This is a genomic window from Caballeronia novacaledonica (assembly GCF_900258035.1).
Lineage (GTDB): Bacteria > Pseudomonadota > Gammaproteobacteria > Burkholderiales > Burkholderiaceae > Caballeronia > Caballeronia novacaledonica.
The window spans coordinates 1-13,748 of record NZ_OGTP01000026.1; the positions used below are offsets into that span (position 1 = coordinate 1).

Sequence of the window (13,748 nt, forward strand, 5' to 3'; positions counted from 1 at the left end):
CATTACTCACAGGCTGAATTGAACGCAATTGCCAAGCGACTCAATGAAAGGCCGCGGCAGACCTTGGGCTTTATGACCCCAGCGGAGAAATTGGCCGAGACGTTGGGGGTTGCGTTGACCGGTTGAATCCGCCGCTGCTTTCTTTGGTTACTTTCTTTGCAGCAGCAAAGAAAGTGACTGCCGCCCCGCACAGGGGCAACGCTTATAAACCAATAACAAACCGGGATCCGGCGAAAATCCTAAGCATTCCACCGAACAAGAAACCACTTCCCACGCACGCGCCTGAACCAGGCAATGCCACCAAAATCGAGCGCCCATTGCAGCGCGCTCTCCCGCGCGATACCGAGAAGATGCCCAGCAAGAACCCGCACGACGCCCGCATGCGCGATGACATGCACGGCTTCCCGATCGACGCACGTATCTTCGAACCACTTCAGCACGCGCTCCGCAAACTGCGCGAGACTTTCACCGCCGTGCGGACGCGCATGTTCGATATCGCCGGCCCATGCATCGATAAGCGCGCGATCGATCGTGTCCCACGCGCGGCCTTCCCACTCGCCGAAGTGCATTTCCATGAGGCGCGCGTCGATATGCGCATCGGCGGAAAAAACATGCGCCAGCGAAGCGCATCGCTGAAGCGGACTCGTGTGCCATCCATCGACGCATGCGGGCACGTTCAACGCTCGCATGCGCGCCGTCAACGCATCGGCGAGATCATGCACATCGTCGCGCAAGGGCACGTCGGTCTGGCCATAGCACACGCCCGCTTCGATGGCGACCGCCGGATGCCGAATCAGGACGAGATCCATGCGAGCCCGATGAGATAGATCGCGATTTCGAAGACTTGCTGCGCGAAGCCCAGGCAATCGCCCGTATAACCGCCGATGCGGCGCACGAAGTATCGGCCGATGAGAAAGCGCAACACGACCAGCGCGAGGATCGTGACGCACGCAAGTTTCCAGTCGATCACGAAGAGCCAAGGCACGCCGAACGCGAACGCCAGCGCGAACGACGCAACGCTCATGCGCTGCGCGACCGGTTTGGCCTTGCCTTCGGCGCGCACGTAATCGAGCGTGACGAGATAGCTGATCGCGAACGCGCGGCTCGCGGCGTGCGCGGCGATCATCGTCCACGCGACGCGCTGCGGCGGCAATGCAGCAAGCGTCTGCCACTTCAACGCGAGCGCGATCACCAGTGCAATCGCGCCGAATGCGCCGATGCGCGAGTCGTGCATGATGCGCAACGCATCCTCGCGCGTGTACGCGCCGCCGAACGCATCGACGCAATCGACGAGTCCGTCTTCATGGAATGCGCCGGTCATGACGAGCGTCGCGGTCATCGAAAGCAGCACCGCGACGCCCGCCGGAAACACGCGCAGCGCGACGAGATAGACGAGCGCCGCGACGCCGCCGATCATCGCGCCGACGAGAGGAAAGTAACGCGCTGCCGCGTTCAGGTACTCGCGCTCGAAGCCGACCCAGCGCGGCACCGGCACGCGCGTGAAATAGCCGAGCGCCGTGAAAAAGTAGCGCAGTTCGTCGAGCGGACGCATCAATCGGCTTTGTTCGACACGCCGGCCGACTCGAAGCTCGCCATCTCGTCGACGAACGCGACGGCCGCGCGCAGAATCGGCAATGCGAGCGCCGCGCCCGTGCCTTCGCCGAGCCGCAAATCGAGCTGCAACAGCGGCGCGGCACCAAAATGCGCGAGCATGCGCCGATGCCCCGCTTCGTTCGACGCATGCGCGAACACGCAGTAATCGAGCACCTCGGGCGCGAGCTTCGCGGCCACCAGCAACGCCGATGTCGCGATGAAGCCATCGACGAGAATCGTCATGCCTTCGCACGCGGCGGCGAGATACGCGCCCGCGATCATCGCGATTTCGAAGCCGCCGAAGGTCGCGAGCGTGTCGATCGCATCGCCTTCGTCGCGATGCAGCGCGAGCGCTTTCGACAAAACCTCGCGTTTATGCGCGAGGCCGCGATCGTCGAGACCCGTGCCGCGTCCGACACATTCGTCGATCGGCACATCGCACAGACGGCTCATCAGGCACGCCGCCGCCGACGTATTCGCGATGCCCATTTCGCCGAAGCCGATCACGTTCGTGCCGAGCGACGCGTGATGCCGCACGCGCGCCGCGCCGCGCGCGATGCCTTCGAGCGCGGTTTCGCGGGACATCGCCGCTTCCTGCGCGAAGTTGCGCGTGCCAAGGCCGAGCGACAGGCGTTCGTAGCCGTGATCGATGGGAATCGGCGTCGCGACGCCCGCATCGACGACTTCGAGCGACATGCCGACCGAGCGCGACAGCGCGTTGATCGCCGCGCCTCCGCCCAGAAAATTCGCGACCATCTGCGCCGTCACTTCCTGCGGAAACGAACTCACGCCTTCCTTCGCGATGCCGTGATCGCCCGCGAAGACGATCATCGCCGGACGCTCGATGCGCGGCTTCGTCGTGCGCTGGATCAGGCCCATTTGCAGCGCGAGCGATTCGAGCCGCCCGAGACTGCCCGGCGGCTTCGTCTTCATGTCGATGATGCGGCGCAGTTCGGCTTCGAGCGCGCGGTCGAGTGCGCGGGGCAGCGGGATGTCGTTGAGCGAGGACATCGAAATTCCTTCAAGGGCGATGAATGGAAGGCACGAGCGCTTCATGCTCGCCGTCGCGGATCAACGCGAGCGGATAGCCGAATGCCACGCTCGCGCGTTCGGGCGTGAGCACGTCGGCGACGAAGCCCGCGTGCGCACCGCCTTTGCCGTCGAGCAAAAGCGCGTGCGTCGCGAAACGGCGCGCGAGGTTCAGATCGTGGCACGAGAAGATTACGGTGCGCTTGTGTTCGCACGCGGCGTCGCGCAACGCATGCAGGCAATCGATCTGATGATGCAGGTCGAGATGCGACAATGGTTCATCGAGCAACAGGCATCGCACGTTCTGACACAGCACGGCGGCCAGCGCGACGCGCTGGCGTTCGCCGCCCGAAAGCGTCAGCACGTCGCGCGAAGCGAACGACGCGAGGCCGAGCGTGTCCAGCGCGGCGCGCGCGGCGATGCGGTCGTCTTGGTTCTCCCAGCCCCAGCCGGTGAGATACGGAAAACGGTTGAGCAAAACGGTGTCGAGCACGGTCGCGCTGAAGGCGTCGTGCGTGGCTTGCGGCATCAGCGCGCGAACGCGCGCGAGGTCCGCCGCGCGCCATGATGCGAGTGCGCGGCCGTCGAGCGACACGCGGCCCGACGCGGGTTTCGCGAGACCGGCGAGCACGTTGATGAGCGTCGTCTTGCCCGCACCGTTCGGCCCGGCGACGCACCACACTTCGCCCGCGCGAAACGTCTGCGTGAGACCGCCGATGAGCGTGCGCGCGCCCGCGCGAAGCGCGACGGCATCGAGATGCAGGGTCATCGCGGTCTCCGCAAGAGCATCCACAGGAACATCGGCACGCCGATCAATGCGGTGACGACGCCCACCGGCAATTGCGCGGGCGCGATCACGGTGCGCGCGGCGAGATCGGCGGCCATCACGGCGAGGCCGCCCGCGAGCGCGGCGGCGGGCACGAGCATGCGCTGATCGTTGCCGAACGCGAGACGCAGCAGATGCGGCACGACGAGCCCGACGAAGCCGATGGTCCCCGCCGTCGTCACCGCAGCCGCCGCCGCGATCGACGCAACGAGATACACGCGCAAACGCAAACGCTCGACCGGCACGCCGAGCGAACGCGCAGTGGCGTCGCCGCGCAAGAGCACGTTCAATTGCGGCGCGACAGGAACGATCGCTGCGAGCGCGACAGCGAGCGCGACCAGCGCGGGCCACGGCGCCGACGCGCCGTTGAGATCGCCCGTCAGCCAGAAAATCATGCCGCGCAGCCGGTTCTCGGGCGCGACGCTCAGGATCAGCGTAATCAGCGCGCCCCATCCCGATGCGATCACGACGCCCGTCAGCAAGAGTCTCGGCGACGCATCCTGTCCGCTTTGCCAAAGATCCTTGCGCGCGAGTCCGAGCACGAAGACGATCGACGCGAACGCGCCCGCGCACGCCGCGATATCGACGCCCCACCACGGCAGCGATGCGAGCATCGCGGCAAGCGCGAACGTCGCCGCACCGCCGGACACGCCGAGCACGTACGGTTCCGCGAGCGGATTCTTCAGCAGCACTTGCAGCAGCGCGCCGGCCATCGCGAGCAGCGCGCCCGTTGCGAAGCCCGCGAGCGCGCGCGGCAGACGCAATGTGAGCACGATGTCGTCGGCGATATCGGGCGTCGCGGCATGCGCGTGAAAAAGCGCGCCGAGCGCACGCGATACCGGCAGCGCGACGCTGCCCAGCGCGAGCGACGCGACGAGCACGACGAACGTCGCGATGCCGAGCGCGATCCAGATCGCGGCGGCGCGGCTCGCGTTCATCGCGCGCGGACGCTCAACGGCGCGGCTCACGACGGACGCCAGCCCAACGTGATGTACGCGCCGCGCCGTGGCGTGTTGTACGAGTACGCGAGTTCATAGTCCTTGTCGAACAGATTGTCGATGCGCGCCGCGACGTACCACGACTTCGAGATGTCGTAGCGCGCCGACAGATTCACGACGCCGTAGCCCGCGAGCGTCGAATCGTAATCGTGGCGCTCGCCGCTCACGAGCCACTCGCCGCCCACACGCCAGCGCCCGATCGTGCGATGCGCCGTGAGCGTCGCGAAATGCCGTGCGCGCCGCGTCAGATCCTCGTGATTCGTCTCATCGACGGGATTCTGGAACGTGACGCCCGCGCGCACGTCCGTTGCGCCGACATGCCCCGCCCACGATCCCTCGATGCCCTGCACCTTCGCGCGCCCGACGTTCTGCGCGACATAGTAGAAACCGCCGTCGGACACATAGTCGATCAGGTTCGAATAGCGCGTCTGAAACAGTGTGACCCGCGCGACGCCGAGCGCGTTCGATGCGTACTGCAACGCCGCCTCGACCGAATGGCTGCGCTCCGGCTGGATCGACGGATTGCCGCTGAACGGATAGTAGAGATCGTCGAAGCTCGGCGCGCGAAACGACGCCGCATAGCTCGCGCTCGCCTTCCAGTGCGCTTCGAAGTTGTACGCGTAGCCCAGATAGTAGCTGTTCGCGCCGCCGAAATCGGAATACTGATCGTGACGCAGATTCGCCTGCAATTCGCTCGCGCCGATATGCCCGACGTAGCCCGCGAACACCGAATTCACGTGACGATCCGGCGCGGCGAGCTGATCGGAATCGAGCGTCTGATCGAGATGCTCATAACCGAAGAGCAGCTTGTGCGCATCGGCGATCTTCACGTCGTTCTGCCACGTGTATTGACGATTCTCCGAGTTGAAGCGGCTCGTATAGACGCCGTTCTGCTCGATGTTCGCGCGGTCCTGTCCCTGCGCGATCGTGAAGTGCGTTGTCCAGTTGCCGGTGATTCTGCCGTTCGCGAACACGGACGCCGAGCGCACGCGGTCGTGCGATTCGTTGATGTCGGTCGGCAGGCCGTAGGCATCGTCGAAACTGCTGAGGCCGTTCGATTGCAGGAAGCGCACGCCCGCGTCCCATGTGTCGCTGAACCGGTGGCGCAGCGTCGCCGCGACGCTCTCGTTCAGATAGCCGTTCGCGTTCGGATTCGCGCCGGGCGCGATATTCGGATCGATCGACGAGAAGCCGTCGGTCTTCTCGCGCGAAACGTCGAGGCTGAAGGTCGTGCGGCCGTCCTTGTCGAGCGCGCCGTTCACGCCCGCCGATTGCCGCTGCGTGTGATAGCTGCCGTACTCGGCCTCGAAGTAAAAGCGCGGCGGATGCGGTTCGCCTTCCTTCGTGAAAATCTGCACGACGCCGCCGATCGCGTTCGAGCCATATAACGCCGATACATTGCCGTTCACGACTTCGACGCGCCCGATCTGATCGAGCATCAGTTGCGAGAGCTGCGCCGCGCCGAGCGACGCCGATTCGACGCGCACGCCATCGATCAGCACGAGCGATTGCGACGACGCCGCGCCGCGTATGTAGAGACCCGACGTCGCGCCCGGTCCGCCGTTGCGCGTGATCTGCACGCCGGGCGCGAGCGCGACGAGGCCGAGCGCGTCGTCGGCGTTGGCATCGGCGATATCTTGCTCGTCGAACACCGATGTCTGCGGGATCGATGCGGCGAGCGGTTGCGGTGTGCGCGCCGCGGTGACGACGACAGGAGCAAGCGTTTGCGAGGGGTCGTCGGCGGCGTGCGCGGCGCCGGCGAGCGACAAGGCGATGACCGCGGCGACGAGCGCGGCCTGGGGCAAAACCATGAGTGAAGTGTCCGTTTCGCGTGAGCGCGACCCCGCTCCCCGCGAGGACGTTGCGCGACGAACGCACCGCGCAATGAGCGCCGATGCGTCGAACTCTGGCCGGTATCCGGGCTGGCGACGAATCGTCTCGCCTTCCCGCGCATCATGCGCAGTGGCGTCGACACGTTTCTTGCAGTCACGTCCGTGCGATGAAATTCGACACGTTCGCGCCGCGAAACGCGCATGAGACGACTTGCAACTTGCGTTGCGGTCGCTTACCGTTGCGGGGGCAGCACAGGTTGGCTCGTCCCGGTTCGTCCCGAGTCGGACTTCGGAGACTTCGCTCCCTGTTTCCCGTTTGATTGCATCCGCGAGAATCGCGTATGCGAGCACCAAAAGTGCGGCAAGTGTAGGAGCGCGGGTTGGGGCCGTCAAGAAAACGGCTCGGGCAGTTTGGCGCGGCGCATGACGAATCAAACGAGAATCGGCCGGCCTGTCCTCATGGGCGATCACCGTCGCTCGCGTTTTCTGCACACGAATGCATGACGACATGCGCTTGATTCGAAGGATTAAGCGCGAGATCGCATGTTGTTACGTCTCGAAACGAGACATTTATCGGAAGCTCCGTTGAACCGCGCTAAAATGCGAGGTCTTTAGAGGACGCAGCACATGCTCAACGAACTCGAATCACTGTCAGGAAATATCGGCCGGCTGATCCAGATCAGCGAGCGCCACAATCAGGCGCGTCAGGCGCTGCAGGAACAACTCGAACAACTCCGCGCCGATTACGCGAACGTGCAGGCCGAACTCGAGCACGTGCGCGAAGAGCGTGACACGCTGCAATCCGAACGCGATTCACTGTCCGCGAAAATCGACGACGCGCAAGTGCGACTCAACGCGATTCTCGAAAAGCTGCCGCGCGCGAAGTCCGGGCAACATGCCGAGTCCGACAATCAACTCGATCTCCTCGAAGCCGATTCCCAGGAAGCACACGAAACGGAATTGCACGGCGAGCATCATCAAGGAGAGAAGGCATGACGACCACGCAGATCGAAGTTTCCATTCTCGGGCAGCCGTATCGCCTCGCGTGCTCGCCGGAAACGGAAGCCGCACTGCGCGAAGCGGTCGCGCGCGTCGACGCCGAAATGAACAAGGTGCGCAATGCAAGCAGCGTGCGCGGCACGGATCGCATCGCGGTAATGGCGGCGCTTTCGCTGGCGTCGGAATTGCTTAAGCTGCAGGACAGCGTGCGTCACGGCGAGGCCTTCCCCGCCGAGGAAATCCGCCGCACGATGCATTCGATGAACGACCAGCTCGGCGCCGTCATCGCGCAATACGAAGCGCAGTGAGTCGTCAGCGCGCCGAGTCAATCAGCGCGCAATGTCGATCGAAAAAAGAAACCGCCGAATCGTGGCGAAGAGGCTGCACAAGGCAAACGATTGGTGTAGAGTGACGGTTCCCTGCCTGGTACGCCAAGGTCATATATTCCTTGAACCAATGCTACATTGGCACGGTTGCGGAACCTTGCAGCACGGGCGCGCGCGTCGCTAGTCCGATGTACCCGAAGTGTTGCTTACCGCGACCAATCTTGAACCCAGGTTCAGGATGCCGGCCTAGCGGCCGTGGCGGGGACCCCATTCAAGAAACGGCATCGGTTTGACCGATGCCGTTTTCATTTGCATCGTCGAATCTGCATAGCGAACAATCATGCGCTACTGGCTGATGAAGTCCGAACCGGACGAAGCGAGCATCGATCATCTCGCGCACGCGCCAAAGAAAACCCTGCCGTGGACGGGCGTGCGCAACTATCAGGCGCGCAACTTCATGCGCGATCAGATGCAGGTCGGCGACGGCGTGCTCTTCTATCATTCGAGCTGTCCGGAGCCGGGCATCGCGGGCATCGCGAAAGTGTGCTCGACGGCGTATCCCGATCCCACGCAGTTCGATCCGAAGAGCGATTACTACGATCCGAAATCCACGCAGGAGACGCCGCGCTGGATGCTCGTCGACGTCAAGTTCGTGAAGAAGACGCCGCTCGTTCCGCTCGCCGCATTGCGCGAGCATGAAGCGCTCGCGGACATGCAGGTGCTCGCGCGCGGCAACCGGCTGTCGATCACGCCGGTGACCGAAGCGCAGTGGCGATATATTACCGAGCAACTCGTCTAACGAGGAACTTACGACACGAAGGCCGCGCCTAAATCCCGTCGCGAATCACGCGATATCCCGCGTTCGGAGTCCTTCGATGATCAACAAGAAAACCGCTGCCGCGCTCGCGCTTCTCGCGATGTCGGGCGCAGCGTTCACGCTCTCTCAAACGGCCGCCGCGCAAACGGTGATCGCCCAGCCGCAGCCTTCGGGCGTGCTGTCTCTTTCGGCGCAGGCGAGCGCGCAAGTGCCGCAGGATGTCGTCAACATCACGCTCTTCTACGAGCAGGAAGCGGCCGATCCTTCATCGCTCACGAGCACGCTCAATCAGCGCGCCGAGGCTGCGCTGCGCGAAGCCAAGGGCGTCGACGGCGTCACCGCGAAGAGCGGCTCGTTCACCGTGTATCCGTCGACGGATCGCGACGGCAAGATTTCCGCGTGGCGCGGCCGCACGGAAGTCGTGCTCGAATCGCACGACTTCGCGGCGGCGTCGAAGCTCGCGGGCAAGATGAGCTCGTCGATGCAAGTGGGCAGCGTCTCGTTTTCGCTCTCGCCCGAGGCGCAGCGCGCGGCCGAGCAGAAGCTCGTCACGCAGGCCATCGATTCGTTCCGCAAGCAGGCGCAAACCGCCGCGCAAGGCTTCGGCTACAGCAATTTCACGATTCGGGAAGTGAACGTCGGGCACAGCGGCGTGCAGCCGCGTCCGGTCATGATGATGCAATCGCGTGCAATAAGCGGCGATGCGAAGATAGCCGCGCCCATCGCGATGGAAGCCGGCACGACGACGGTGACCGTCGACGTGTCGGGTTCGGTGCAGATGGGGCGTTAATTACGTTCTTGCAGGCTCGGGCGGCAGGCGCAGATTGCGCTTGTACGCCCAGATCATCATGATGACGCCCGCGACGATCATCGGCAGCGAGAGCCATTGGCCCATCGAGAGGCCGAGCGCGAGCAGGCCGAGATAATCGTCCGGCTCACGCGCGAATTCCACGGTGAAGCGCGCGAGTCCATAACCGATGAGGAACAGCGCGGAGATCGCGCCCACAGGCCGCTGCTTGCGCGAGAACGTCCAGATCACGACGAACAGCACGAGCCCTTCGAGCGCGATCTCGTACAACTGCGACGGATGACGCGGCAGCATGTGATAGCGCTGGAAAATTTCCGTGAGATGGTACTGCGCGTCGAGTTGCGGATTCTTCGCGAGCCAGACGGCGTCGTCGTTGGTCGAGCTCTGGAAGAGCATCGCCCACGGCGCGTTCGGATCGGTCACGCGGCCCCACAGTTCGCCGTTGATGAAGTTGCCGAGACGCCCCGCCGCGAGACCGAGCGGCACCATCGGCGCGACGAAATCCGTCACCTGCAGCCACGTGCGCTTGCGGTGATACGCGAACAGCACCATCGCGAGCGTCACGCCGAGAAAGCCGCCGTGAAACGACATCCCGCCTTCCCAGACCTTGAAGATATCGAGCGGATGCGTCGCGTAATAGCTCGCCTTGTAGAAGACCACGTAGCCGATGCGCCCGCCGAGAATCGTGCCGAGCACGCCGTAGAACAGCATGTCGTCGATGTCCTTCACGGTCCAGCCTTGCGCCGACACGTAAGGCAGGCGCAGCCGCAGCCGGCCGATGACGATGGCCGAGACGAACGCCACCAGATACATGAGGCCGTACCAGCGCACGGCGAGCGGTCCGAGATGAATCGCGACGGGATCGAAATTGGGATGTATGAGCATTCTGATGTGGGAGCTTGAGCGAACTACAAGGGCGAATCATACAGAACCGGCGCTTTCGGCCCGCAACAGGACGATCTCGATGAAACCGGCGAGCACCGGACTCACTTCCGCCGCGCGCCATACGAGACCGGTTTCGACAAGCATTTCCGGCGCGTTCAGCGGGCGCAGCGGACGATACACCACGCCCGTGCGCCGCAAATGACGCAGCGATTGCGGCACGAGCGCGACGCCCATTCCGGCGGACACTAGGCTCACGATGGTCTGCATCTGAATGGCCTCCTGCCCGATGCGCGGCGTGAGGCCGGCCGCGCCGTAGCAGCCCATGATGATGTCATACAAACCCGGCGCGAGACGCCTCGGAAAGACGACGAGCGGCGCGGCGGCGAGCGCGTGCAGATCGACGGGCGTGTCCTCGCCCGAATCCAGTTCTTCGGACTGTTTCTCCGACATCGCGATCATCAGCGGCTCGCGCGCGATCGGCACATACTCGAGCGATGTCGCGTAACGCGGCGGAAGCGGCGGGATCACGAGACCGGCATCGATGCGTCCGGCGACGAGTTCCTCGATCTGCACGTCGCTCGTCGCTTCGGTCAGTTGCAGCCGCACGCCCGGATAGCGCGCGCCGAAATCGCGCAACAGCGCCGGCAGGAGACCGTAATCGGCGGTGGAGACGAACGCGAGCGACAGCACGCCCGCCTCGCCGCGCGCGAGCGATTGCGCGAGCGGACGCAGCGCATCGGCGGATGCGAGCAGGCGGCGTACTTCCGGCAGCAGATCCTTGCCGACGGGCGTCAGTTCGACGGTCCGTTTCGTGCGCACGAAGAGCGCGACGCCGAGCGCGTCTTCCAGCGCGCGGATCGCCTGCGAGAGCGGCGGCTGCGTCATCGCGAGACGCGCGGCGGCGCGGCCGAAGTGCATCTCCTCGGCGACCGTCACGAAATAGCGCAACAGGCGTAAGTCCATCGATATGTTTTGCGACCTAATAAGCCTTGAATAATATATTGGACAGAGACATCGACGAAGTTGCATTCTCTCCGGACTAGACCAAAAAGTCCCCATCAGGAGCCCATCATGGCCTTCAATCGCCGCTCGAAGCACATCACCCAGGGCGTCGCGCGCTCGCCCAATCGTTCGATGTATTACGCGCTCGGCTACAAGGAAGCAGACTTCGACAAGCCGATGATCGGCGTCGCGAACGGGCACTCGACCATCACGCCGTGCAACGCGGGCCTGCAGCGCCTCGCGGATGCCGCCGTCGAATCGATCAGGAAATCCGACGCGAACCCGCAGATTTTCGGCACGCCGACGATCTCCGACGGCATGTCGATGGGCACGGAAGGCATGAAGTACTCGCTCGTGTCGCGCGAGGTGATCGCGGACTGCGTCGAGACCGCCGTGCAGGGCCAGTGGATGGACGGCGTCGTCGTGATCGGCGGCTGCGACAAGAACATGCCGGGCGGCATGATCGGCATGGCGCGCATGAACGTGCCGTCGATCTACGTGTACGGCGGCACGATCCGCCCCGGCAACTGGAAGGGCAAGGACTTGACGATCGTGTCGTCGTTCGAGGCGGTCGGCGAATTCACGGCGGGCCGCATGTCGGAAGAGGATTTCAAGGGCGTCGAAAAGAACGCGTGCCCGACGACCGGCTCGTGCGGCGGCATGTACACGGCGAACACGATGAGTTCGTCGTTCGAGGCGCTCGGCATGTCGCTGATGTATTCGTCGACGATGGCGAATCCGGATCAGGAAAAGGTCGACTCCGCCGCGGAATCGGCGCGCGTGCTCGTCGAGGCGGTGAAGAAGGATTTGAAGCCGCGCGACATCATCACCAAGAAGTCGATCGAAAACGCGGTCGCGCTCATCATGGCGACGGGCGGCTCGACCAACGCCGTGCTGCACTATCTGGCGATCGCGCACGCAGCGGAAGTCGAATGGAGCATCGACGACTTCGAGCGCATGCGCAAGAAAGTGCCCGTCATCTGCGATCTGAAGCCGTCGGGACAGTACGTTGCCACCGATTTGCACAAGGCCGGCGGCATCCCGCAAGTGCTGAAGATTCTGCTCGACGCGGGCCTTCTTCATGGCGACTGCATGACGATCACCGGGCGCACCATCGCGGAAGAACTGAAGGACGTGCCGGGCAAGCCGCGCGCGGATCAGAAGGTGATCTTTCCGATCGAGCAGGCGCTCTACAAGGAAGGGCATCTGGCGATCCTGCGCGGCAATCTCGCGGAGGACGGCGCGGTCGCGAAGATCACCGGCCTGAAGAATCCGGTCATCACCGGCCCCGCGCGCGTGTTCGACGACGAGCAAAGCGCGATGGACGCCATTCTCGCCGACAAGATCAAGGCCGGCGACATTCTCGTGCTGCGCTATCTCGGCCCGGTCGGCGGGCCGGGCATGCCGGAGATGCTCGCGCCGACATCGGCGATCATCGGCAAGGGGCTGGGAGAATCGGTCGGCTTCATCACCGACGGGCGCTTCTCGGGCGGCACGTGGGGCATGGTGGTCGGCCATGTCGCGCCGGAAGCGTACGCGGGCGGCACGATCGCGCTCGTGCAGGAAGGCGATTCGATCACCATCGACGCTCACAAGCTGCTCCTGCAACTGAACGTGGACGATGCGGAACTCGCGCGCCGCCGCGCCGCGTGGAAACAGCCCGCGCCGAAGTACACGCGCGGCGTGCTGGCGAAGTTCGCGGCGCTTGCGCAGCCGGCGAACAAGGGCGCGGTGACGGGGTGACTTCGCGGTGAAAAAAGGGGCGCACATGCGCCCCTTTTGCGTGCCTGTCCCTGCGCTACTACGCGCTCATTCGCCCCGCTGGCGACGCAACTCGTCCTCCACCGCGTCGCGCACCCACTCGCTCATCCGGCCTTCGAGCGCCATCGCGACTTCGCGCGTGATCGCGGAAACAAGTTGCGTCGATTGCTCGCGCAGCACTTCGCGGCAGCGGTCTTCGATCAGCGCGCGGGCATCGCCCGTCAGGAAGCTCGTGAAGCGGCCGCGCAGCCGCTCGGCGATGCGCTCCGCGTCGTATTCGATCGCGGCTTCATCGTCGGACGGCGCGCGCGCGTATTCCGGCCTGCCGGGCACGACGACATCGGTCAGAACGGGGATGGACGAATCGAACGATTCGGGCTTGTCGGTCATATGGGTGGTCTCCTCTATTACTGCGAGCGTAGCGCGCGAAACCCGCGCCCTCTGTGCGCTCAACCGCCCTGATTGTGCGTCTCGATGACATACCCGCGATCGCGATAGAAGCGATATCGCTCGCGCCCCGCGGCGAGTTCATCGCCCTCGCTGCCGACGATCTCCACGAGCCGCTCGAAGCGCGCGAACTGCGCGGGCATCGGCGCGCCGAGATTCACGAGCACCCGATGATGCGGCGCGTCGTCCAGATCCGACGTGAGCACGACGGGCGTGTCGTTCGCGAGCGGACTCTTCGCCATGCAATGCGGCACGAATTCGAGCGGCTGGAAGGTCCACAACTGCTCGTCGAAGGCGGCGAGGCGCTGCGGTTCGGCGAGCACGACGAGCGGCGTGCCGCTCAGATACGCCTTGCGCGCGAGGCGGCAGGCGTACGCGAGCGGATCGCCGACGTTCGTATGAAAATCGATGCGCGTCATGCCTGC

15 protein-coding genes, 1 other RNA gene, 1 pseudogene and 1 riboswitch are annotated in these 13,748 nt (G+C 64.4%); of the genes and pseudogenes, 7 read left to right on the forward strand and 10 right to left on the reverse strand.

Annotation, left to right across the window (positions count from 1 at the left end):
- Positions 1 to 126 (forward strand): annotated as a pseudogene (locus tag NOV72_RS32845) (IS30 family transposase); the annotation flags it as partial.
- 113 nt (positions 127 to 239) lie between these two features.
- On the opposite strand, the gene cobC reads toward NOV72_RS32845, so the two are convergent.
- Genes cobC through NOV72_RS26610 form a run of 6 tightly spaced genes read right to left on the reverse strand, consistent with a single transcriptional unit; the run spans position 240 to position 6,257 of the window.
- The gene (cobC, locus tag NOV72_RS26585) at positions 240 to 809 is read right to left on the reverse strand and encodes an alpha-ribazole phosphatase family protein (RefSeq protein WP_106857521.1); all 570 of its coding nucleotides are present in this window, start codon (positions 807 to 809) and stop codon (positions 240 to 242) included.
- Positions 794 to 1,552 carry an adenosylcobinamide-GDP ribazoletransferase gene (locus NOV72_RS26590; RefSeq protein ID WP_106857522.1) on the reverse strand — a complete coding sequence of 253 codons (759 nt, stop codon included), beginning with the start codon at positions 1,550 to 1,552 and terminating at the stop codon, positions 794 to 796. Before NOV72_RS26590 ends, cobC begins: the two co-directional genes overlap by 16 nt.
- A complete protein-coding gene (cobT, locus tag NOV72_RS26595; protein WP_106857523.1) occupies positions 1,552 to 2,604 on the reverse strand; it encodes a nicotinate-nucleotide--dimethylbenzimidazole phosphoribosyltransferase in 1,053 nt (350 codons plus the stop codon). Before cobT ends, NOV72_RS26590 begins: the two co-directional genes overlap by 1 nt.
- Before the next feature lie 10 nt (positions 2,605 to 2,614).
- Positions 2,615 to 3,391 (reverse strand): ABC transporter ATP-binding protein, encoded by a 777-nt coding sequence (locus tag NOV72_RS26600; protein ID WP_106857524.1) that lies wholly within the window; start codon positions 3,389 to 3,391, stop codon positions 2,615 to 2,617.
- Complete coding sequence (locus tag NOV72_RS26605; protein WP_106857600.1) at positions 3,388 to 4,386, reverse strand: FecCD family ABC transporter permease; 999 nt, start codon at positions 4,384 to 4,386, stop codon at positions 3,388 to 3,390. The genes NOV72_RS26600 and NOV72_RS26605 overlap by 4 nt, the downstream gene beginning before the upstream one ends.
- 26 nt (positions 4,387 to 4,412) lie before the next feature.
- Entirely contained in the window at positions 4,413 to 6,257 is a 1,845-nt protein-coding gene (locus tag NOV72_RS26610; RefSeq protein ID WP_106857525.1) for a TonB-dependent receptor domain-containing protein, read from the reverse strand.
- 80 nt (positions 6,258 to 6,337) lie between these two features.
- Positions 6,338 to 6,649: riboswitch (cobalamin riboswitch) on the reverse strand.
- Between the two features lie 256 nt (positions 6,650 to 6,905).
- Here NOV72_RS26610 and NOV72_RS26615 point away from each other — a divergent pair.
- The 5 genes from NOV72_RS26615 to NOV72_RS26635 all read left to right on the forward strand — a co-directional run bounded on the left by NOV72_RS26615 (position 6,906) and on the right by NOV72_RS26635 (position 9,210).
- Positions 6,906 to 7,274, forward strand: coding sequence for an ATPase (locus tag NOV72_RS26615; protein ID WP_106857526.1), 369 nt, complete (start codon positions 6,906 to 6,908; stop codon positions 7,272 to 7,274).
- Complete coding sequence (locus NOV72_RS26620; RefSeq protein ID WP_106857527.1) at positions 7,271 to 7,585, forward strand: cell division protein ZapA; 315 nt, start codon at positions 7,271 to 7,273, stop codon at positions 7,583 to 7,585. Before NOV72_RS26615 ends, NOV72_RS26620 begins: the two co-directional genes overlap by 4 nt.
- 105 nt (positions 7,586 to 7,690) lie before the next feature.
- A non-coding RNA gene (ssrS, locus tag NOV72_RS26625) (6S RNA) lies at positions 7,691 to 7,872 on the forward strand.
- Between the two features lie 71 nt (positions 7,873 to 7,943).
- Positions 7,944 to 8,402 (forward strand): EVE domain-containing protein, encoded by a 459-nt coding sequence (locus NOV72_RS26630; RefSeq protein WP_106857528.1) that lies wholly within the window; start codon positions 7,944 to 7,946, stop codon positions 8,400 to 8,402.
- A 76-nt stretch (positions 8,403 to 8,478) separates the two neighbouring features.
- Entirely contained in the window at positions 8,479 to 9,210 is a 732-nt protein-coding gene (locus NOV72_RS26635; RefSeq protein ID WP_425428783.1) for an SIMPL domain-containing protein, read from the forward strand.
- Here NOV72_RS26635 and lgt read toward each other — a convergent pair whose 3' ends face one another.
- Complete coding sequence (gene lgt, locus NOV72_RS26640; RefSeq protein WP_106857529.1) at positions 9,211 to 10,113, reverse strand: prolipoprotein diacylglyceryl transferase; 903 nt, start codon at positions 10,111 to 10,113, stop codon at positions 9,211 to 9,213.
- Between the two features lie 36 nt (positions 10,114 to 10,149).
- Positions 10,150 to 11,076 (reverse strand): LysR family transcriptional regulator, encoded by a 927-nt coding sequence (locus tag NOV72_RS26645; protein ID WP_106857530.1) that lies wholly within the window; start codon positions 11,074 to 11,076, stop codon positions 10,150 to 10,152.
- Between the two features lie 108 nt (positions 11,077 to 11,184).
- On the opposite strand from NOV72_RS26645, the gene ilvD reads away from it, so the two are divergent.
- On the forward strand, positions 11,185 to 12,858 hold the full coding sequence (gene ilvD, locus NOV72_RS26650; RefSeq protein WP_106857531.1) for a dihydroxy-acid dehydratase: 1,674 nt from the start codon (positions 11,185 to 11,187) through the stop codon (positions 12,856 to 12,858).
- 66 nt (positions 12,859 to 12,924) lie between these two features.
- Here the strand turns inward: ilvD and NOV72_RS26655 are convergent, their stop codons facing one another.
- The gene (locus tag NOV72_RS26655) at positions 12,925 to 13,266 is read right to left on the reverse strand and encodes a DUF2486 family protein (protein ID WP_106857532.1); all 342 of its coding nucleotides are present in this window, start codon (positions 13,264 to 13,266) and stop codon (positions 12,925 to 12,927) included.
- 59 nt (positions 13,267 to 13,325) lie between these two features.
- Positions 13,326 to 13,742: a DNA polymerase III subunit chi gene (locus tag NOV72_RS26660; protein ID WP_106857533.1), complete on the reverse strand. Its 417-nt coding sequence runs from the start codon at positions 13,740 to 13,742 to the stop codon at positions 13,326 to 13,328.
- Positions 13,743 to 13,748 lie beyond the last annotated feature (6 nt).

Coding starts and splice junctions, on each gene's coding strand:
- NOV72_RS26660 (WP_106857533.1), bottom strand. CDS start 13,742: ATGACGCGCATCGATTTTCATACGAACGTCGGCGATCCGCTCGCGTAC.
- NOV72_RS26645 (WP_106857530.1), bottom strand. CDS start 11,076: ATGGACTTACGCCTGTTGCGCTATTTCGTGACGGTCGCCGAGGAGATG.
- NOV72_RS26655 (WP_106857532.1), bottom strand. CDS start 13,266: ATGACCGACAAGCCCGAATCGTTCGATTCGTCCATCCCCGTTCTGACC.
- NOV72_RS26610 (WP_106857525.1), bottom strand. CDS start 6,257: ATGGTTTTGCCCCAGGCCGCGCTCGTCGCCGCGGTCATCGCCTTGTCG.
- NOV72_RS26605 (WP_106857600.1), bottom strand. CDS start 4,386: ATGAACGCGAGCCGCGCCGCCGCGATCTGGATCGCGCTCGGCATCGCG.
- NOV72_RS26635 (WP_425428783.1), top strand. CDS start 8,479: ATGATCAACAAGAAAACCGCTGCCGCGCTCGCGCTTCTCGCGATGTCG.
- ilvD (WP_106857531.1), top strand. CDS start 11,185: ATGGCCTTCAATCGCCGCTCGAAGCACATCACCCAGGGCGTCGCGCGC.
- cobT (WP_106857523.1), bottom strand. CDS start 2,604: ATGTCCTCGCTCAACGACATCCCGCTGCCCCGCGCACTCGACCGCGCG.
- NOV72_RS26590 (WP_106857522.1), bottom strand. CDS start 1,552: ATGCGTCCGCTCGACGAACTGCGCTACTTTTTCACGGCGCTCGGCTAT.
- NOV72_RS26620 (WP_106857527.1), top strand. CDS start 7,271: ATGACGACCACGCAGATCGAAGTTTCCATTCTCGGGCAGCCGTATCGC.
- lgt (WP_106857529.1), bottom strand. CDS start 10,113: ATGCTCATACATCCCAATTTCGATCCCGTCGCGATTCATCTCGGACCG.
- NOV72_RS26600 (WP_106857524.1), bottom strand. CDS start 3,391: ATGACCCTGCATCTCGATGCCGTCGCGCTTCGCGCGGGCGCGCGCACG.
- NOV72_RS26630 (WP_106857528.1), top strand. CDS start 7,944: ATGCGCTACTGGCTGATGAAGTCCGAACCGGACGAAGCGAGCATCGAT.
- NOV72_RS26615 (WP_106857526.1), top strand. CDS start 6,906: ATGCTCAACGAACTCGAATCACTGTCAGGAAATATCGGCCGGCTGATC.
- cobC (WP_106857521.1), bottom strand. CDS start 809: ATGGATCTCGTCCTGATTCGGCATCCGGCGGTCGCCATCGAAGCGGGC.